Raw genomic sequence first — 20,158 nt, forward strand, 5'->3', positions numbered from 1 at the left:
TACGGCTGATCACAGATGGGGCGTAAGCTTATTTAGGGCCACATTTCACAATGTGGCCTTTTTGTTGCGCCTTAAGATTACTTTCCTATGGCTTTTATGAAAATGATAGAATATTATTTTATAGCTTTGATTATTAATGATATAGGTATTGTTTCAAGTCTAAGGAAAAATATATAAATCTTACGGGGTAGCTCAACGGGGTCCATTAAATTAATCCATTATGAATTCGGAGATTTTAACATTGAAAAGGCAAGTTAGGGTACTGATAGGAGTATGTCTAGTCCTTTTTCTGGGAATGATAATAACTGTATTTATTGTGTTAAAGGATGACAGAAGTGGCTCTGTTCTTGACGTCGAACGGATAAACATTCGGGAGGCGGATGGTACAATTAAAATGGTATTGAGTAATAAGGCTCGGCAGCATCCCGGAAGAATGATCGGAAAGGATCTCGAACCAAGGGAAAGAGAGGCCGGATTGATTTTCTTTAACCGCGATGGAGATGAATGTGGCGGACTTGTATACGATAATGACAAAGAGAGCGCTGGAATGGTCTATTCCATAGATAAATATCAGGATGATCAGATCATGCAGTTACAGTATATGGAGGATACTCAGACCAAGAAAAGGAAATATGGGCTTCAATTATGGAGTTATGGGAAAGAAGATGCCTTTGCGGAGCGACAAGATAGATATAAAGAGCTGACTACTTCGGGCGTAAAACAAGTGCGAGATTCCGCAGTAACGATTATGCGTAACGAAGGTCTTCTGGCGACTGACCGTATGTTTTTAGGTAAAAACTATAAGGATGAGATCGGTTTATTTATACATGACAGTCAGGGAAGGCCTCGAATCCGCATTATGGTCGATAAAAATAATCAGGCAATTCTTGAAACAGTAGATACACTTGGAAATGTAACAGTGAAATCTGGTTTCTGAGAATAAATAGCTGATCTCCCGATTTCCACCGTCGACCGCGTTTTTCTGTTTGTTCATTCAAAACCCATCGTTTAGGGGCTCATTGCACTCGCAAGCTTGGGCGTTTTTGGGGTCACTTGTCCATCAAAAGCCAATTACATAGCCATTATTCATATTAGCCTATTATCTATGTTAGATATTGTGATTGCGCACTCCGCGCAAGAATGATGTATATTAATACAATGTGAATATTTGTGTTAAAAAACGTTAAATCATCATCTTATCATAATATGTTCGTAATAATAACCAAACAGTGTATTTCTAATATTGCAGCTGTAAAAACGATTTATTCCTATGTAATCTATTTATGTAATGAACCATTATTTATTAACTACTTATTCTTTTGTGATCGCACTGTGTTTTGCAGGCTGTAAGAGTAAAAGTGAGCTCAATGAGAAAGCTTACGATCCTAACAAACCAGTCGTTCTGACGACTTTTTATCCTATGGAAGGTGGAGCCAAAGACAAAATTTTATTAGATGGAGAAAATTTTGGGTCTGATCCAAATAATATTAAAGTGTATTTCAACAATGCGCAGGCCTCCGTAATCTCCGCTAGTGGCGAACGTATCTATGCCATTATACCTCGATTACCAGGTGATGATCCTAAGATTTCTGTTGTTATTGGTAAAGATTCTGTCGTTTATAAGGATTCATTTACTTATCATATTCAGGCACAGGTTAGCACAGTAACAGGGACCGGGGATAAGAATTTTTTGGCTGGAACGCTTGATCAAGCTCATGTCTATGGTAAATACTTGGATATGGATGCTCAGGGCAACTTATTTATGACCTGGCGCGATGGAGGTTCTTTCGGTATTGCGCGTATCAACGAGAAAGAAAATGTTGTGACTCCACTGTACTCAGCGGCATCTTCGCCCAATCCCTATGCCAATGGGGTTACGGTTGATCGTGCGACAGGTATAATGACAGTTTCACACGAGTCCGTAGCTGAAGTGTTTTTTTCTTTCGATCCAAGGGAGGCCTGGACACTACGTCAACGTAACGCACAATTCTCTGCTGCTGACTACGGGTCTATTGTGCAGGCCGATCGATACGCAAACTTCGTTACATTCTGTCCTTATGATGGACACCTCTATACGCGTTTTCGCGATGGGAAGGTTGCAAAAATAAACCCAGTTACCTATGCAGCAACAATTGTTCATCAAGGACCTTATGGCTCGCAGTATGGACAGGCGATCAATCCAGCTAAACCATGGGAGCTCTACATCACACTACACTCTAATGCCAGCCCTAATACTTTTGCTCAAGGTATATCTGTTCTGGATCTACGTAATCCAAATGGTACTGGGGGCTTTAAACGTGTTAATGCGCCAGGAGGTTCCGGATTTAGGGACGGACCTGTAAAGGATGCGATATTCAACTATCCCAAGGATATCAAATTTGATAAGGCTGGAAATATGTTTATTGCCGATTATGGTAATCATTGCATCCGCATGTTATCCGCCGATGGTATTGTTTCAACGGTTGCAGGACAACCGACAAAAGCGGGTTACAAAGATGGTGGACCAGTTGAATCCCAGTTCAACCAGCCTTGGGGAGTGGCAGTAAATGATCAAGGGGATATTTATATAGCCGATTGGAGCAATGCACGCATCCGTAAACTAGTTATCGAATAATTAACTTATTACAATATCATGAAGATCATTCATTTCTTGTGTATACTGCCGATATATCTCTATTTTTCGGTTACGTTTGCACAACAAACACAAGAACAGTTAACGATTGCGGGTACCGTTGTTGATGATAAAGGGAAGCCGGTATCCAAAGTTTCTATATATGTCAAGGATAAACCCATAGGCGCAACTTCGACAAACGAAAATGGTAAATTTAACATTCAGGCTGTCTATGGGGATATGTTGGTGTTTACTAGTGTGGGATACGAAACTACTGAACATTTAGTCATCGCATCCACCACAAACCTAGAAATTAAATTACTGGATAAAAGTACAAATATAGATGAGGTTGTGGTCGTCGGTTTGGGAGCCAAACAGCGGAAAATAAGTTCCGTCGGTGCTATTACAACGGTAGATGTTAAGCAATTGCAGAGCCCGGCACCATCCATTGCCAACTTATTGGGGGGACGTGCTGCGGGTGTTATTTCCATGCAGACTTCGGGTGAGCCTGGCGCAAATATCGCGGACTTTTGGGTACGTGGAATAGGTACTTTTGGAGCTAATGCGAAAGCACTTGTTCTTATTGACGGTCTGGAAGGTGACTTAAATACAATTGACCCGGCAGACGTAGAGAGCTTCTCCATTTTAAAAGATGCATCGGCTACGGCAGTATACGGTGTAAGGGGGGCTAACGGGGTTGTCTTGGTGACAACAAAGCGTGGTACCGTAGACCGTATTCAGATCACAGGACGTGTCAATTCAACAATGTCTCACCTCAGTCGCCTACCAGAATACCTTCGCGCTTATGATTACGCTTTGTTGGCCAATGAAGCATCGGCTGTACGCGATAGCGAACCATTATTTAACAATACAGAATTGGGGATAATAAAAAATAACCTAGATCCGGATATGTATCCGGATGTCAGCTGGCAGGACGAAATATTGAATAAAAACTTTTGGCGTCAAAGTTATTATGCATCTGGTCGTGGCGGATCTGAGGTTGCCCGTTATTTCTTGAGCTTGGGTGCTAATACCGAAACAGCTGCTTACAAAGTGGATAAAAATTCTATTTACAGTTCCAACGTAGGCTACAATACCTACAATTACCGTGTTAATTTGGATATCAACTTGACAAAGACGACCAAAGTCTTCTTAGGATCGGATGGATTTCTTTCGGATAAAAAAGAACCAGGTATAGCAGATACTGACTTTATTTGGAAAACCCAGTCTACGCTTACGCCGGTTTCTATCCCGATTCAATATTCCAACGGGCTGTTGCCAGGTATCGGTAGTGGAGAACGTTCATCACCTTATGTCATGATAAATCGCACAGGTAGTTACAATCAACAGGTTTATAAGGGGAAAATAACACTCGCACTTGATCAAGATTTAAAAAGCTTGGCGGAAGGATTGAAAATACGTGCACAGGGCGCTTACGACATTCATAGTTATTTTTCCGAGCGGAGGTGGATCCAGCCTGCACTGTATGAAGCGACGGGACGCAATGTGGATGGTTCTTTAATCATGGCTCAAAAAGTACAGGAAAGACCCGCTGAATACAGTAAAGGATTGAGACAATATCGTAAGTATTTCTTTGAGTCAAGTTTGAATTACGATAAAAAATTTGGTGAGGACCACCGCACTTCGGCATTGCTCTATTATTACCTAAGTGATGCCAAAGACACGGACGACGCGACAAATAATCTTACCGCTATTCCCGTTCGTTATCAGGGCGTGTCGAGTAGATTTACGTACGGTTATAAAGATATCTATTTATTAGATGCCAACTTTGGATATACGGGGTCGGAAAACTTTCAACCGGGCCGCCAATATGGGTTCTTCCCATCTATTGCACTAGGCTGGGTACCAACAGGGTATAAGTTTGTACAACAAGCTGCTCCTTGGTTAGATTATTTTAAAATTAGAGCTTCTTACGGTACGGTCGGTAACGATCGAATTATCAATGCTGTACGTTTTCCCTATTTGACAAAGGCAGATATCTATCAAAAAGGTGTATGGGGAGTTGGCGGTATTGAAACAATTACCGAAACCCGTATTGGAGCTGATAATCTTGCTTGGGAGCGAGCGATCAAATCCAACCTGGGGATAGAAGGGAAACTCTTCAATAATAAGATTGATTTTGTGATTGATTTTTTTCAAGATCAACGTAATGGTATTTTCCAGCCACGTGTACAGGTTCCAGATTATGTAGGGGTAATTTCCAATCCTTATGCCAATGTCGGACGTATGAAAAGTTCTGGAGCAGATGGTAATATTACCTATACCACAAAAATCAATAATGATATGACATTGACACTTCGTGGTAATTTTACCTATTCTAAAAATGTGGTTCAAAACTGGGAACAAGCTTATCTGGAATACCCTTATTTGGAATACAATGGTTATCCTTATAATTCTATTCGTGGCTACCAATCACTTGGTTTATTTAAAGATGCGGATGATATCAAATATAGTCCTACGCAGAGTTTTGGAGCTGTTTTGCCAGGGGATATCAAGTATAAGGATGTCAATGGTGATGGAGTGATCAATACTTTAGACCAAGTACCGCTGACGCATAGTAACTATCCCTTGACCATGTATGGCTTTGGTGGAGAGTTCCGCTACAAAAACTTATCATTAGGTGTGCTCTTCAAAGGAACAGGCAAGACCTCTTTTTTCTACGTAGGGCAACCCATGAAGTATAAAGAGGTTTGGGAAAATACAGGAATGGGCTATATGCCATTCTTTGCAGGGGCACAGGGGAACTTGATTTCTTTAGCAAATGACCCTAACAACCGTTGGATTCCTAGAGAATATGCGTTGGAGCATGGTATTGACTTAGCGTTAGCCGAAAATCCAAACGCCCGTTTCCCACGCTTGCAATATAGGAATAATAGCAACAACAGCCAACTATCCACATTCTGGCAAGGCGATGCAAAATATATCCGCTTGCAAGAGCTTACGATAAGCTATAATGTCAGTCCGAATTTTCTGAAACGGGTAGGTGTAAAATCTATGGATCTCCAGTTTGTAGGTAACAACTTATATATCTGGGATAATGTAAAAATATTTGATCCGGAACAGGCTGCCTGGGGCGGACGCAAATATCCTATACCATCTACTTATTCCGTACAAGCTTATATCAATTTTTAGTAGAACAGATATCAATTAAAGACATGAAAACGTCAATAATCATACAAAGAATAACAAAAGCTACATTCGCTTTACTGCTGTTGTCGGCGACAATATCCTGTAAAGATTACCTGAATATCGATAGTTATTTTGACGACGAATTTAACATCGATTCGGCCTATACGAACAAGCGCTATATAGAGGCCTACATGTGGGGAGCAGCAGCTATGTTCCCAGATGAATCCAATACGATTCGTAGTAATTATACACCGGGACCAATGGCAACGGATGAGGCCATAAACGGACTGACCGGTACCGGGACTACGAATATTTACTACGGGATGGATTTCGTTACGGGAAATATCACACCTGATTTTTATGGTGGGCTTAATCAATGGGGGACATATTATAAAATTATCCGCAAAGCAAATAATGTATTGAAGAATATAGATAGGCCAAAGGACATGACATATGCTGAACGCAATCGTATTGAAGGATACACCCGTTTTATAAGAGCCTATGCTTACTATAACCTCATTATCGATTTTGGTCCGCCAATTTTATTGGGTGATGATGTCGTGAGTACCAATGAGACCATTGAATATTATGACCGTCCTCGAGCGACATATGATGAGGCGATGGAATATATCTGCAGCGAATTTGAGAAGGCAGCGGTACAGTTGCCTGCGGATGTGGGACTCTTGGATTTTGGTAAGCCTACAAAAGGAGCTGCGTTTGCATTAATTGCCCGTTTGCGCTTGATTCATGCGAGTCCATTATACAACGGAGGACCAGTAGCAAATTCCTATTTTGGTAGCTGGACCCGTAAAACGGATGGTGTGCACTATATATCACAGCAATACGATGAAAAACGTTGGGCTCTAGCTGCTGCGGCTGCCAAACGCGTCATGGAGATGGGGAGATATAAACTGTATACCGTTCCGGCTGATGAAAGAACGCCGAAACTACCCAACGGGGTAACCTCCGATCCGAATTTCTATGGGGAATACCCCAATGGGGCAAAGGGAATTGACGCCTTTAGATCCTACTCGGACGTATTTACTGGAGAGGCTGTGGCTTCTATTAATCCGGAATATATCTGGGGAAGAAACACAGGCTACCTTAATACCGATTTAAATCAAGGCGCATTTCCTCCAACTTTAGGTGGATGGGGGCGTTTCTCTGTGACACAAAAGGTCGTGGATGCTTACCTCATGGATGATGGCCGCACAAAAGAAGAAGCCCGAGGTCATACCTATTTCGAGGCAGTTGCCGACCTTCCTGCTGGCGGCACATTTGCTGATCTTTTTACGACACAAGCACGTAGTTTTTCCGGTTATCCGATGAATACAGGGATATTTAAAATGTATGCCAACCGCGAAATGCGTTTTTATGCTTCGATAGGATTCAATGGAGCAGTATGGCAAGCCTTATCGAGTACTACCTTGAATAATCATACGGCAAAATATTTCTATCAAGAGCCAGATGGTCGTGGTGGGGTATCTGCATCTTCACCCAATTATCCGCTTACCGGATATGTGATCAAAAAATGGAACCATGCTTTTGACGCCCTTACTGGTACAGGTGCTCGAATGATGCCCAAAGCATACCCGATTATCCGTTATGCAGAGATCTTATTATCCTATGCAGAAGCTCTAAACAATCTTACTGGAAGTCATACGGTACAGCTTGGCGATAAAACCTACACCTTTAGCCGTGATCAGAATGAAATCAAAACCTCTTTTAATATGGTGCGTTACCGTGCGGGGCTACCGGGTGTCTCGACTGCTCAGCTATCCAGCAAAGCGGAAATTCAAAAGCAGCTTGAACGTGAGCGTATGGTCGAGTTTTTATGGGAGAATAGACGTTTCTATGATGTACGTCGCTGGGGAATTTATGAAGAGACCGAACGCGAGCCTATCCGTGGTATGAATCCAGATGGTGCAACTAGCGAGACCTTCTACAAAAGAGTCTCACCTGGTACTTCATCGTTCTTGACACGTCAGGTAGATAAAAAGCTGATTTGGGTACCTATACCCCGCGCTGAGATGCGAAGATTGCCTTCCTTGGACCAAAATCCAGGATATAATTAGGAGTAAGCAATAGAAAAAAGAAATATAAAGGTCTTCCATCAGACATATTGGATGTGGAAGACTATTAAAGAAATCAGTATGAAACGAAGTTTTATAGCAATACTTGCAATTTCGATCCTATGCTCTTCTTGTAAGGACAATGAAGTGTTCGATAAGGAAATGTATAAAAATGAGGTGGCACTAATTAGTTCTGACTATCACAATACATTTAAAGAAGTTGTTCAGTTGACCGGTGAAGAAGTTATAGGATATATAGCGGCCTCTTCAGGGGGGACTCATGCACCTACCAAAGACTTGGTCATCGGATTGGAAGAAGATGCAGCACCTTTAGCAAAATATAATTTTGCGGTTTATGATAATGCAGATGAGCTGTATGCGAAGTTACTGCCTAAGGAAAAATATGAAATTATGGATGATAAAATCGTGATCAAAGCCGGTCAGCTGACTGGGCGTACTATGGTCAAGTTGCGTCCGGATGGATTGTCTCCAGACTCAACCTATTTTATCGGATTAAAAGCAACCAATGGCTCCGCTGTTGAAATTAAGCCCAAGAAAAGTACAATGTTGTATCAGGTGATTATTGAGAATATGTACGCATCGCAGGCAAAAAACTCGATGTATGCTATGGTAGGTTTCGCCAATGGTTTGTCCACTGCCGCAAATAAGCAGCTATTTCCCTTGACTCGTAATAGTGTACGTATGGTGGCTGGAAATGAAACCTTTGTGTCTAAAGTGCCAAATATTGAGAAGAATTGTCTTATACTGGAGATGGATGAATTTAACAATGTGACCATTAGGCCATATAAGGACATCGCGCTTGTGCAGTTGAATAACGATCCATCTTATCCAAATAAGTTTAAAGTCGAGGAGGCTTTTGGTATGCGAACAAATGTGTTCCTATTGTCTTATCAATATACAATAGGGAATGTCACAACAGTGATGAAGGAGCGAGTAGAGATGCCGGTAAAATAAATAGATAACATCCATGAATACGACAAATTATAGTACATCGGCAACGCTGTTAAAGGCGATATTGGCCTTTTTCCTTCTTTTAACACTGTTTTTTTTATCTTGTAAAGAAGATAATGAACTAAATAGCTTTTTGACACTTAAAGATGGTCCATCAAAAATGGAAGTGGTTGCGAATGGTTCTTCAGAAACCTTTACAGTACAGTCCAATGGGAACTGGAAAGTAGAACCCCTACGCAAAGAATCTTGGTTTAAAATAGATGTGACAGAGGGTAGTGGCGATGGTAAATTCACGATTACAGTAGCAAAAAATACCGATCAAAAAGCACGTGCGATGACCTTATTTTTTACCGTGGATGGGCGCCTACAAAGTAATGTGTTTAAAATAGAGCAGACAGCAGGCACTACAGGGGAGCAGCAAGACCAGCCTTACCTAAAAATCGATGGTATTTCCACTAAGTTAGATGTCCTTGAGGCGGGGATAACTGGTAACTATGTCCTTCGTTCCACAGGAAAATGGAAAATCGCTTTGGAGGAAGAAGCTAACTGGGTGACCGTATCGCCGATGGAGGGTATAGGTGATACACCTATAACTGTCAGTGTCAATAAAAATACTGATATTGAACGTACAGCAAATTTCCTGTTATTTCTGAATGAAGTGCCGCAAACAAATCCACTTATCATTTATCAAAAAGGCGTTAAAGCACAAGTAGAGGGAGATGTTATTTTTAGCGAAGACTTTAACTGGTTAACCTATGGCAGCGAAATTTTTAATGCAACCAGTGGTGAAACAAGGATTGCTTCATGGACAGCGGCTGAATTGGCAAAAGGATGGACAAGTACGATAAACAGTACGGAAGGTGGCGGGAACTATGCTTCAATTTATGCTCGACCAGGTTTTATAAAATTGGGACGAACAAATTATGGTGGAGATCTTATTTCACCGAAGCTGTCCAATATTCAGCGTACCAAAAACCTCTTGATTACCTTTAAAGCTGTACGCTATGCTTCGGGCGACCACAACCTTCTTACAGTTGGTGTGAAAGGGCCAGGTACAGTTTCAGTAAGTCAATTTAATATCAATAACCTCGCTACTACCAATTCCAATTTAGATGCATGTAGGGCTGCATGGCAAGCGCCTGAAGCGACATATTCTTTTGTGATCAAAGGAGCTACTGCTGAAACGCAATTTTGGTTATTGAGCGGAGCTTTCGATCAACGATCGGGTAACTGGCCAGCCACTGTTAACCGTATTTTTGTCGATGATGTCGTTGTTACAGTAATAAAATGATAAAACTAACTAGTCCCTGTTAAGTCATTAGCAGGGACTATATTTAATATTTTGCATCCTTTGGCAAGTGCTTTATCTTCAGTTTTCCTTGCCTATTGCTTGGTATAAAAGTTATAAGTAGCTTTTGCAATGTCGGCAATAGTTTTCTCGTTTGCATCGAAATTTTCCTTTGATTCACTCACAAAAACACTAATAATAAAATGCTCACCATTTGGTAAAAAGACAATACCAATGTTGTTTACAGCTGCAGTAATACCCGTTGTTTTATTTGTTCCGGACCAACCGGTTTTATGAGCCACAATTGTTCCTTTCGGTAATTGTCCTTTTATTCGATTTGCCCCAGTTGTTGTTTCTATATTAGTTTTCCAAAAAAAATCATAACTGCTTTTTGAAAGTAAATTGTTCTTGTTCTCATAAAACATCTTTATCGTCTCACTTGCAGCTTTTGGTGTAGTCCAGTTTTGAAACATATTTTCCCACTTGGCCTGCATATCTTCTTCATTAAATGTGATTTGTATTTCTTTGATATTGTTCTTTTTGAAATAATCTTCAACAGTCTTAGGCGTTCCGATCAGTCGTATCAGCACATCGCAAGCGGTATTGTCGCTATGGGAAACAGCATATTGAATTAATTTTTCAATTGTAAAACTTCCACCATTGGGATTTTCATCTCTCAATGGACTCCAGAAATCTGCTGGTAGAAGTTCATCCTTACCTATCTCTATTTTTTTATCCAAAGAAAGGTTTCCTTTGTCAATTTCGGACAATACGGCTAATGCAATATGGAATTTAAAAACACTTTGCATTGGAAATCGCCGATCTCCGTTTAAGGAGATGGTGTCCTGACCATTATTTCCGATGATTGAAACACCAACAATTGCATCTTTATCTGAAACGATTTGAGCTATTTTATTCCGTAATAAATCTGTCTTTTTATTCGATGTATAGCAACTTACCAATAATAAGAATAAAGGTGCCAATTGTAATAGTCTTCTCATGATCGTTTGTATTTACATTTTACTATCTAAGCTTCTACAAGTCAGTTGAATGATTCTTGATAACTCTAAATTATCAAAAAAATGACATACCCCGAGTAAATAGTATGTTTAATTAAGATTAGATGATAAGGCGTGGTTTTTTATTTGTACAGTAATTATTCAGGAATAAGTACATTGCTGTTTTTAGGATAAATGTTATTTTCGTATAAATGAAAGCAACATGAGTATAGCATTGATATTGAATAGTGGTCGGGCTGAAGAATGGAAGTTCGAAATCAATAAACATTTACCCAAAATAAAAGTTGAGATCTATCCTGAGATTGAGAATTATGATGAGGTCGAGTTTGCACTTTGTTGGAAGCCTGAGGCAGATTATTATACTCATTTTCCCAATTTAAAAGTTATACAATCTGGAGGTGCTGGGATAGATCATTTATTTCCTAAATCAATACCTTCACATATCCATACCTGCAGGATTGTAGATCCCATGTTAAAAAGCGATATGTTTGAGCATGTTTTGACATGTTTGATGCATTCGATGAAGAATTTTTCGGCTTATGCAACAGAAAAAGCGAAAAAACATTGGCAGCCCCTGGGATATAAATCTATTGGTCAAACTTGTGTAACGATTTTAGGATTGGGTGAAATTGGAGGTTATGTAGCTGAAAGATTGATCCAGTTGGGTTTCAACGTCAACGGATGGTCCAATTCAGCTAAAAATCTTCAAGGGGTCAGCTCTTTCACTGGGATTGCGGGACTTCGCTTGGCAGTCGAGAACGCGGATTTTATTGTGAATGTTTTGCCATTGACCGACGCGACAAGAGGAATTCTAAATCATGATCTTTTCAATTTATGTCCCAAAGGAACAGTTCTACTTAACGTTGGTAGAGGCGAACATCTTGTTGATGAAGATTTATTAGAAGCAATCGCTGAGAAGCAAATTGCTAACGCCTACCTCGATGTATTTCATCAAGAACCATTGCTTCGAGATCATCCGTTCTGGAATTGCAGTTCTGTTTTTATAACACCACATGTTGCGAGTAGGACAAACATTAGTTCTTCGGTCCTGCAGGTAGTGGATAATTATAGAAGAATGACTGAAGGGCGACCTTTACTCAACGAAGTTTCTTTGGCAAAAGGTTATTAAAAGTTTGAGCTATGTTTGGAGCACTCGCCGCTCCATTTTCGCTATTTACCGAGTTTTCCGTAATGTTAGTCTAAAGGCTGTACGCTATGGGCCTATTGTGTTGTAGTTTTGATTCAGAATCTACAAGGAAATAATGCAACAATATCAATATCCTTGCGACAATAAGAAAAGAAACTAAAAAACTAACAATATAAAATAAAGACATTATGAACTCATTAGTAAAAACATTCGCAGCAGCAGCCCTGATCGCAGTATCCACTTTTGCTATGGCAGCTGAAGGACCAGGTTCAAAATCAACAAAAGCAAACGTTAACCTTTCAACTGGAGACTTCGCCCTAGAACACTATGTTGCGGTCACTACCGAAGGAGAGTCGGCAGGAGTAGAGCAATTATTTGCAGAAGATTTCAGCCAAAAGGTTCAATCTTCTTCCAATAGGGGAACACATAGCCGTGAAGAAGTCGTTAAATACTTGAAAAAACAAAAAGGTGAGAAGCTAAACTGTACAGTAACTAGCGATATCATCGAAGAATCAGCGGATTTTATGGTAGCCAAGGTCACTTTAACTTTTGAAGAATTCACGAAGACTGATCTTGTGACTTTGGTACGTGAAGGTAATAGTTGGAAAGTGTCCAAATCTATCAATTCTTATAAATAAGAAGCCATCTCAAGTAAATATATAAGTTGTAAGCCACATCTCACGATGTGGCTTTGTGGTATCTTGAGAAGATTGCTAAAAGTCAACGTAAGCATGATACAAGTTTGTAGAAGTTATTGCCTACGCTTTTGATTCATCCGGTAGTGAAATCGGAGCATGAAGATCTCAGGAAACAGTATTGTTGTCCTTGTATTTTATTAGATTTTCATTTAAAAGTTTCAAAAGCTCTTTATGGCTTATATTCATATTGCCATTGCTAACGCTATAAGGTGAACCATAACTCATATTAAACTGCATCATTTTCTTTTTAATCTTATTAGACTCCTGTTGTATTACTGCATCACTATTTTTTATCAGTATAATAATAATTGGGTTTGAATAGATCGAAATTTCTTTAAACCCAGTAATATCTTGCCATAAGATAAATGTTTTGTATTTATCACCGATATCCAGTCCCTGATCTGTAATCTCAAGCAAGAGATGGTTTGCGAGCAGATACCGGATGGACACAATCGCTGCGAAACCAAAAAATAATATACATATTATGCCGAGTGCTCTCGTTAATATAGGCTCCCTATCAAAACTCTCAGGATGCATGACAAAGAAAATGCCGCCCATAACAAACAATAGCGATCCGAGTAAAATTAATGCTGTTTTCTTTTTGTTGCTATAAAGCTTAATTGTATTATCCAGTTTATTCATTCTGTAAAATTATATTTTTCTATTGTATCCTATTGATCATACGCCTGTCTTTTAAGTGTACTGAACCGTGCAGATAAGAAGGCTTGATCATGCCCTTTCCAGCGATTCTTATAAAAACTCGTATATTTTATTTCCTGGCCCCCACGTTGTGCACTAATAATGCGAGGCAAGAAAAAATAAATAGCAATAACAGCAGTCGTCGGTATTTCGTAAGTCCAACAGAGTTATACATTTGATTGATAGATTCTAATATTATGGTTTTGAGAAACAAAGATCAAACTAGTTATTGACTCGTTCTCTTTTACAGCAAAAGAATAAATTGAGCGTCTGAAGATCAAAATCAAAATAATGCCTATTAAAAATAGATAAATTTCCACATCCGCGCAATAGCAGTAAAGAAATCACGTATCCATCTCTACCAATCACCGAGTTTTCCTGTCCGTTGGTCTAACGTCCATAGGCTATGGGCCTATTGTATTGTAGTTTTGATTCAGAATCTACAAGGAAATGATGCAACAATATCAATATCCTTGCGACAATTAAAAAAGAAACAAAAAAACTAATAATATAAAGACATTATGAACCACCATAAGCGCTTTCAAATGGTACTCATGATAGCTTATCACCAATAAAAAACAAGTCCATCAGCATTCACCAAATAGTAAATCTCTTGTTAGACTCTTGATATGCTGTACGTATGCGGACAATATGCATATAAACTGTTCGTATGCGTACATCTCTTTTTAAGAAAAAGATCTTAAAAAGGCCATTGTAGCGCTTAGGAGGTACAAATGGCCTCATTGCGGCAACTGGTATAGTATTTGGCACGCGGTTGATAAAACGGATTTTATATGCTTTATGTACTCTTTACCTTTTATTTCTGCCATTCACCGAGTTTCACTGATCATTGGCCTAACGTCCATAGGTTAAATGCATATTGAATCGGATTTTTAGATCAACGAGTAAGAATATATATCATCATGAGCATAGATGAAAAAGCTCATGATAGCTTCATCGCAAATAGATGAAAAACGAAAACAACGAAATAGAGACATTATGAAAAGATTAGTAAAAACATTAACAGCAGTAGCCTTACTGGCTGTATCCACATGCGTAATGGCAGCTGTGGGACCGGGCTCTAAATCAGAAAAAGTAGCCGTTAACCTTTCTACGGCAGACTTCGCCCTGGAGCATTATGTTGCGGTAACGACAAAGGGAGAATCAGCGGGTGTGGAGCAGTTGTTTGCCGAAGATTTCAGCCAAAAGATCCAGGCTTCCAATATATCGACCTACGGACGCAATGCTGTGATCAAATCTTTGAAAAAACAAAAGGGAGAAATCCTGAACTGTAAAGTGAATATCAAGATCGTCGAAAAATCGGCAGATTATATGATTGCAAAAATAGCACTAAAATTTGACAACTTCAGCATGACTGATCTTGTGACTTTGGTACGTGAAGGTAATGACTGGAAAGTGTCGAAATCGATCAATTCGTATAAATAAGAGCATCTCAAGTAAATATATATGTTGTAGAGCCACATTGAAAGATGTGGCTTTTACTTTTATTGCATCAACTTCCTTCGAGCGGTCAATAATGAGTGAGTTCTAATAAAAAATTAAAAATTATAGTCTATTCCAAAGCTTATGTATCGGGTCAAGAGCCGGTATTCGGTGGTGGAACGCGAGATTTCTGTAAGCAGCGCGTTTTTGAAAGAACGGGTGTTGAATATGTTTTTAGCTGTTATGTCAAAACGGGTTTTGTATTTTTTGAGATCGTAAAATACTGAAAAATCCGAAAAATAATAAGTTTGGGCTTTTTGTTGGGGTATGGCTCCAAAGCGATAGGATTCATTCTTGAGGCTGAACTGCAGATTGTCGCCAAAACGCAAAAAGAGATTCAAAAAAGCCTGGCCATTGGTCAGGGTATTTGTGCTGCCTTCCGAGCGGTAGCTGTTGGTTTGCAGAAGATATCCTGTATATATATTAAAGCTGGATTTCCAGGAACTTCTGAACGAAAGCCCATAGTCGTATCTGTTTGTGTGGATTTGCCTGCGTCCTAGGCCGGCCACCAATGTTTCGTAATCGGCCGTATTAAAGCCCACATCCAGGCGAATATTTCCGTTTAAGAGTTTTAGATAATAATTTAGTTCTCCTTTATAGTAGGTAAGGGTTTTGTCTTTGAGCAAGCGCTGTTGTACGAGGTTAAAATTGGGGTTGAGGTCGCTTTCCGTTCCAATATAGTCAAACAGGATCTGATGCCCGATTTGTATGTTGGCAAAAAAACGGTCGCTCATATTACCATAGGTGTACAGGAGTGTTCCGCCCGAACTGCTCAAGGTAGCTATGTTATCCATTCCTTTTACAAAATTGCGTACACCGGTAGTATAGTAATTGGGTATCAGGTCGGTAAGTTTGGTGTTCTGCTGTTGGAAAAACAAATCAGTTTCCAGCCGTCCTTTGTGGTGTACGGCCCATTTGGCTGATAAGCCGGGCGAGAGCTGTAGGTTGTTTTTGCGTTTTTGCATCTCAAAATTAACCAGCCCGCTGTGTACCACGCCTAATTGTAGGCGGGGAGTCACTTCCCAGCTGCGGTGTTTTATCGTGTATTTAGAAATAAGATTAGTCTGAAACACGCGGAGAATCATCTCATTGGCAAATTCTGGTGGGTATACTACTGTTTTGTGCTCCGCTTCGGGGCCAGGCAGTAGCCGCAATTGGCTGTTGAGCGCTTGCTGTTGATAGGTTGAGCTCAATCCCAGCTCGAAAAAATTGCCGTTTTGTTGTCGGCTTACATAATGCGCAGTAGCCCCAAGATAGCGCAGGTTGTTATCTATATGCTGTTGTACCTCGCTCACCGAGTTGGGACCGAAGAGGTCTTCGTAATAATATTGATTGATGCTGTAATCGACCGGTGACTGCTGATTGATGAAGCGGATTGAGCTGACCAGTGCTTTTCGTTCTGACAGCTTGTAGCTGTACGTGAGGTTGTGGTTGGTGAGGTAGCCTTTGTTTTTGGTGGTTTCTAAGCTGGCTACGCTATTAAAAAGCAGCGCGCCCATCTCGTTGCTGTTCAGAGACCCCAGCGTACCAGTATAGTTCAATGTGGTATGGGGGTTGGGTTCGTACTGCAATTCCAGTTTGGTAAAATAATTGTCGATTTTGCGCGTAAATTCATAGTTTTCAGTGGTGGTAAATTGAATGTCTTCTAGGGTATAATTCTGCACGGTATTGCGGTAAAACGATTTCTTTGTGGGGTTGGCAAAACCCAACCATTTGATCTTGAATGCAGCTCTCGGATTTAAAATGGTATTTAATGAGATGAGCTTGTCGTTATTGAAATTCGTGCGCCGATAATCGAAGTTGGGCAGGTTGGGCGTATTGTCAATAAGGGTAGGCGTGCTTACATCCACGCCAATTTGCCCGGGTTCGTTGGCCGATCCGGACTGTATAAGGTGGTTGATGCTGCTTACGGCATCATAGCCATTGTTGTTGGCGCTGGCCAGGAGGTAATATTTGTTGCGCTTGCCAAAATTCATGAGGTTGGCACTGGTTTGATAATACTTTGGGCCAATTGGTGAGCCCTGCAGTCCCACTGAACCCAGCCACTGGTTTTTGCTATCCGCTTTGAGTTGCAGATTAAGGGCGACCTTGTCCGAGTTTTCGATACCTTTTAATTGTTTGTTGTTGGAATAGTGCTGCAGTACCTGAATTTTTTCCAGCGGCTGCACGCTCATATTTTGCGTAAGCAGGCGGTAACCCTTCTCAAAAAAATCGTCACCTTCGATCATGACCTTTTCCACTTCTTTGTTGCCAATCTTGATGCTGCCATCAGTACCTACGTTAATCCCTGGAATTTTGCGTAGCAAATCTTCCACGTTGCGCTCATCGCCCTGCAAAAAAGAGCTTACCGCCAGTTCAAGAGTATCCCGGCCCCGTAGATAAGGCTGTTTGGAGTGTACAATGACCTCTTGTAACCGCTGAACACCACCGGGTTGCATTTGCGCATCAATAAGGGTGTCGGCTTGGGTAGGCACAATAGCTAGGCTAAGCGGTTCAGAGCCAAGTGATTTAAACTGCAAAATGAATTTTCCGCTTTGTGCGGTTTGCAAGCGGTAATTTCCCTGGCCATCACTAAAGGTGTAGGTCAGCATTCGGGAATCGGTCGCAAGACGCAAATCAATGCGCACACCGCCCAAAGCTTCACCTTTGACGCTGACTTTGCCATGTATAGTGACCTGTGCCTGTGCAAATAAGGGCAACAGGCATAGCCCAAGCCATCCTGTTAAATGCTTAATTTTTTTCCCACTCATATACTTGCTCTACACTGCCACGAATTTTTTTATGTTCTACGTTTACACCATCCATCATCGGCATTTTGCTCATCATTATGCGCATCTGCTCTTCGTTTTCGAGATCATCTTTTTTTATGTAGCTCTCCAGGCTGAGTTTGGGCAGCCCATTTATGTATTTTTCGTTAACGGGTACATCGCCTGTGTAAGGATATTCAATTTCCTTAAGCAGCCAATAGTGCGGGTTGGCCCCTTCGTTGTATAACATGACGATAAGACCGGGCAGGCCACCAAATTTGTATGGCCCGGCGGGTACCGGAATATCGTTGGTATAGTAGGCCACTAGGGTAGTACCCCGGTAAGTGGCGGTAGCCTTGTGACATATGTGTTTGCCCAGCGTATCTACATCGGTGTAGTTAGTATTCCAGACCAAGGTCGGAAACTCGTCGCTAACGAGGTAGTTGCTGCCTTTGAGCGAGCGGGTTTCGACCAGTTGGGGCGCATTGTTTTTTTGGATAACGATGTTTCGGTAGACTTTGCCCATATCTAGCGTCACCGACATGCTACCGCTTACCTCTTCATCGTTGTCATTTTCAGTGGATTGCGGCTTGGGTTGGGCCAGCGAATCGCGAACGGAGGTTTTTATCCCGTCCTGAAAATAAACCTCTTCCCGAAAAGTAGCCATGGGCGATGGCAGGTATTGGTACACCGCCTTTAGCTTTTGGCCATGAGAAACCGTTGTGGCCAGTGACAATAGAAAGAATAAAAAGTATTTGTTCATGATCGTTGGATTTGGAAAAGCGAGGCCTGAGCCCCGCTTAAATTTTCGTATTTGTAATTAGAATGAAATATATTCTCAGACTATATTCCTAATTCGCCATGAGCAAGCATATGTCTATAAACCGCTTTGCAAGTGCTGAAGAATCCTGAACAAGAATTTTCTACATAGGTCTGCGAAGTGAAGGTGTCAATCACTTGGCCACTACTATTGTAGACATTTAGCGTGTAAACACATTTTGTCAACATAGCTTTGCTTTCCTTTGCCGCTTCAGTAGCTTTAACTGGGGCATTGCTTTTGGCTAGCTTTTCAGTGGTTGTTTTTACATTTGCATTTTCTTTTGGTGCTTTTGCGTCCGTGCCGGCAAAGGCCGCAGTTGATAGCGCAGCTATGGCTACCAAACTCATTACTAATTTTTTCATTTTTTTAAGTTTTTTTGTTTAACCATACATGCCTTTGGGGCATGTTTTAATTCTCTGGTAATAAAAGTAGGGCAAGGAAATGAAATGATTTCGACCGTTTGGTATTCGTAAGGGCTGATCTATTATTCGCCCTAACTTATTCGATTTTTAGTTTTACATACTTGGTGATACCTTTTGCTTATTGGGAGATGGCCATACAGCAGGCAAAGCAGAGTAGACTGATATTTATAAAATCCGGATGGCTATCGGGCCTAAAAACAACGGTAAAAGTGAAGGCGAATGGAATTAGGAGAGGTGAATATCCCTGGGGATAGGCAAATTCTGGAAAGATTTAAGCATCATGCAAAACAAAAGTAGGGCATAAGCCCCGCTTCTGTTTTTATAATATGTGTTACACAAGGAACTATACTAGTTTCCAACCCAATCAAGCATTGCTGCAAAGAAATTAGCACAACCCCTAGCTGAATACGTATAATCTGTGTAGACTGCGCTACCCAATAACACACCATCACAGCTGTAAATATTTACTTTGAAATTATAGTGGGCGAATGCCTCCGCAGTCGCTTCTGTGGATTCCTTGGTAACACGAACTGTATTGTTGGCAAGGCGGTGGGTAGTTGTTTTCACACTTGAATTTTCTTTAGGAGATTCTGCAGCCTTACCAGCAAAGGTCGCAGTTGATAGCACAGCATCAGCTATCATACTCATCAATATTTTTTTATTGTTTTAAGTTTTTTGTTTAACCATATAAGCCTCTTGGAGCATGTTCTAATTCTGTGGTAAATAAAGTAAGGGCGGAGAAATGAACTGACATAAAAGATTAGTATTAGTTGGGGATGATTTATTATTCGCAAGTGGCTTTTTTATGTCAAAAGGGCCTGATTTTCATCAGACCCTTTCTCTTAGCGTTTACTTTTACAGCAATTTTTATGTTTCCTATCGTTTCCTCTTTTATGTTTCGTCATCCAACGTTTTTTAGTGCCATTGGATTCTCACTGTACGACGCCAATTTTTATGTTGGTTCTTTCTTTCGAAAGGTAGCAAATGCCGTTTTGTATAATAAGAACAAG

15 protein-coding genes are annotated in these 20,158 nt (G+C 40.6%); 9 read left to right on the forward strand and 6 right to left on the reverse strand.

Annotation, left to right across the window (positions count from 1 at the left end):
• Positions 1-220: 220 nt before the first annotated feature.
• The 6 genes from OGI71_RS25780 (at position 221) to OGI71_RS25805 (ending at position 10,096) form a co-directional block, all read left to right on the forward strand.
• Positions 221-937 carry a hypothetical protein gene (locus tag OGI71_RS25780; protein ID WP_282253023.1) on the forward strand — a complete coding sequence of 239 codons (717 nt, stop codon included), beginning with the start codon at positions 221-223 and terminating at the stop codon, positions 935-937.
• A 351-nt stretch (positions 938-1,288) separates the two neighbouring features.
• Entirely contained in the window at positions 1,289-2,614 is a 1,326-nt protein-coding gene (locus tag OGI71_RS25785) for an IPT/TIG domain-containing protein (RefSeq protein WP_282253025.1), read from the forward strand.
• An 18-nt stretch (positions 2,615-2,632) separates the two neighbouring features.
• Positions 2,633-5,764 carry a TonB-dependent receptor gene (locus OGI71_RS25790; RefSeq protein ID WP_282253027.1) on the forward strand — a complete coding sequence of 1,044 codons (3,132 nt, stop codon included), beginning with the start codon at positions 2,633-2,635 and terminating at the stop codon, positions 5,762-5,764.
• 23 nt (positions 5,765-5,787) lie between these two features.
• Positions 5,788-7,836 carry a RagB/SusD family nutrient uptake outer membrane protein gene (locus OGI71_RS25795; RefSeq protein WP_282253030.1) on the forward strand — a complete coding sequence of 683 codons (2,049 nt, stop codon included), beginning with the start codon at positions 5,788-5,790 and terminating at the stop codon, positions 7,834-7,836.
• Positions 7,837-7,914: 78 nt separating this feature from the next.
• Complete coding sequence (locus OGI71_RS25800; RefSeq protein ID WP_282253032.1) at positions 7,915-8,808, forward strand: DUF1735 domain-containing protein; 894 nt, start codon at positions 7,915-7,917, stop codon at positions 8,806-8,808.
• A 13-nt stretch (positions 8,809-8,821) separates the two neighbouring features.
• The gene (locus OGI71_RS25805) at positions 8,822-10,096 is read left to right on the forward strand and encodes a BACON domain-containing carbohydrate-binding protein (protein ID WP_282253034.1); all 1,275 of its coding nucleotides are present in this window, start codon (positions 8,822-8,824) and stop codon (positions 10,094-10,096) included.
• Between the two features lie 92 nt (positions 10,097-10,188).
• Here the strand turns inward: OGI71_RS25805 and bla are convergent, their stop codons facing one another.
• Complete coding sequence (gene bla, locus OGI71_RS25810) at positions 10,189-11,106, reverse strand: class A beta-lactamase, subclass A2 (RefSeq protein WP_348774952.1); 918 nt, start codon at positions 11,104-11,106, stop codon at positions 10,189-10,191.
• Between the two features lie 208 nt (positions 11,107-11,314).
• On the opposite strand from bla, the gene OGI71_RS25815 reads away from it, so the two are divergent.
• Both OGI71_RS25815 and OGI71_RS25820 read left to right on the forward strand, forming a co-directional pair.
• Positions 11,315-12,241, forward strand: coding sequence for a glyoxylate/hydroxypyruvate reductase A (locus tag OGI71_RS25815; RefSeq protein WP_282253036.1), 927 nt, complete (start codon positions 11,315-11,317; stop codon positions 12,239-12,241).
• Between the two features lie 206 nt (positions 12,242-12,447).
• Positions 12,448-12,897, forward strand: coding sequence for a nuclear transport factor 2 family protein (locus tag OGI71_RS25820; RefSeq protein ID WP_282253037.1), 450 nt, complete (start codon positions 12,448-12,450; stop codon positions 12,895-12,897).
• A 165-nt stretch (positions 12,898-13,062) separates the two neighbouring features.
• Here the strand turns inward: OGI71_RS25820 and OGI71_RS25825 are convergent, their stop codons facing one another.
• Positions 13,063-13,599, reverse strand: a complete 537-nt coding sequence (locus OGI71_RS25825) for an STM3941 family protein (protein WP_282253038.1) — start codon at positions 13,597-13,599, stop codon at positions 13,063-13,065.
• A 1,056-nt stretch (positions 13,600-14,655) separates the two neighbouring features.
• Here OGI71_RS25825 and OGI71_RS25830 point away from each other — a divergent pair.
• Complete coding sequence (locus OGI71_RS25830) at positions 14,656-15,102, forward strand: nuclear transport factor 2 family protein (protein ID WP_282253039.1); 447 nt, start codon at positions 14,656-14,658, stop codon at positions 15,100-15,102.
• Positions 15,103-15,215: 113 nt separating this feature from the next.
• Here the strand turns inward: OGI71_RS25830 and OGI71_RS25835 are convergent, their stop codons facing one another.
• The 4 genes from OGI71_RS25835 to OGI71_RS25850 all read right to left on the reverse strand — a co-directional run bounded on the left by OGI71_RS25835 (position 15,216) and on the right by OGI71_RS25850 (position 19,796).
• Complete coding sequence (locus OGI71_RS25835) at positions 15,216-17,909, reverse strand: hypothetical protein (RefSeq protein ID WP_282253041.1); 2,694 nt, start codon at positions 17,907-17,909, stop codon at positions 15,216-15,218.
• On the reverse strand, positions 17,890-18,669 hold the full coding sequence (locus OGI71_RS25840; RefSeq protein WP_282253044.1) for a GLPGLI family protein: 780 nt from the start codon (positions 18,667-18,669) through the stop codon (positions 17,890-17,892). The genes OGI71_RS25835 and OGI71_RS25840 overlap by 20 nt, the downstream gene beginning before the upstream one ends.
• Before the next feature lie 80 nt (positions 18,670-18,749).
• On the reverse strand, positions 18,750-19,088 hold the full coding sequence (locus OGI71_RS25845; protein WP_282253046.1) for a hypothetical protein: 339 nt from the start codon (positions 19,086-19,088) through the stop codon (positions 18,750-18,752).
• Between the two features lie 408 nt (positions 19,089-19,496).
• A complete protein-coding gene (locus OGI71_RS25850) occupies positions 19,497-19,796 on the reverse strand; it encodes a hypothetical protein (RefSeq protein ID WP_282253047.1) in 300 nt (99 codons plus the stop codon).
• Positions 19,797-20,158 lie beyond the last annotated feature (362 nt).

It is taken from the genome of Sphingobacterium sp. ML3W (genome assembly GCF_029542085.1).
In the GTDB taxonomy this organism is placed as follows: domain Bacteria; phylum Bacteroidota; class Bacteroidia; order Sphingobacteriales; family Sphingobacteriaceae; genus Sphingobacterium.

Bases quoted from the DNA above. Each gene is read 5' to 3' on its own strand.
- OGI71_RS25780 (WP_282253023.1), top strand. From the start codon at position 221: ATGAATTCGGAGATTTTAACATTGAAAAGGCAAGTTAGGGTACTGATA.
- OGI71_RS25790 (WP_282253027.1), top strand. From the start codon at position 2,633: ATGAAGATCATTCATTTCTTGTGTATACTGCCGATATATCTCTATTTT.
- OGI71_RS25845 (WP_282253046.1), bottom strand. From the start codon at position 19,088: ATGAAAAAATTAGTAATGAGTTTGGTAGCCATAGCTGCGCTATCAACT.
- OGI71_RS25835 (WP_282253041.1), bottom strand. From the start codon at position 17,909: ATGAGTGGGAAAAAAATTAAGCATTTAACAGGATGGCTTGGGCTATGC.
- OGI71_RS25840 (WP_282253044.1), bottom strand. From the start codon at position 18,669: ATGAACAAATACTTTTTATTCTTTCTATTGTCACTGGCCACAACGGTT.
- OGI71_RS25785 (WP_282253025.1), top strand. From the start codon at position 1,289: ATGAACCATTATTTATTAACTACTTATTCTTTTGTGATCGCACTGTGT.
- OGI71_RS25815 (WP_282253036.1), top strand. From the start codon at position 11,315: ATGAGTATAGCATTGATATTGAATAGTGGTCGGGCTGAAGAATGGAAG.
- OGI71_RS25805 (WP_282253034.1), top strand. From the start codon at position 8,822: ATGAATACGACAAATTATAGTACATCGGCAACGCTGTTAAAGGCGATA.
- OGI71_RS25800 (WP_282253032.1), top strand. From the start codon at position 7,915: ATGAAACGAAGTTTTATAGCAATACTTGCAATTTCGATCCTATGCTCT.
- OGI71_RS25795 (WP_282253030.1), top strand. From the start codon at position 5,788: ATGAAAACGTCAATAATCATACAAAGAATAACAAAAGCTACATTCGCT.
- OGI71_RS25850 (WP_282253047.1), bottom strand. From the start codon at position 19,796: ATGAGTATGATAGCTGATGCTGTGCTATCAACTGCGACCTTTGCTGGT.
- OGI71_RS25820 (WP_282253037.1), top strand. From the start codon at position 12,448: ATGAACTCATTAGTAAAAACATTCGCAGCAGCAGCCCTGATCGCAGTA.
- OGI71_RS25830 (WP_282253039.1), top strand. From the start codon at position 14,656: ATGAAAAGATTAGTAAAAACATTAACAGCAGTAGCCTTACTGGCTGTA.
- OGI71_RS25825 (WP_282253038.1), bottom strand. From the start codon at position 13,599: ATGAATAAACTGGATAATACAATTAAGCTTTATAGCAACAAAAAGAAA.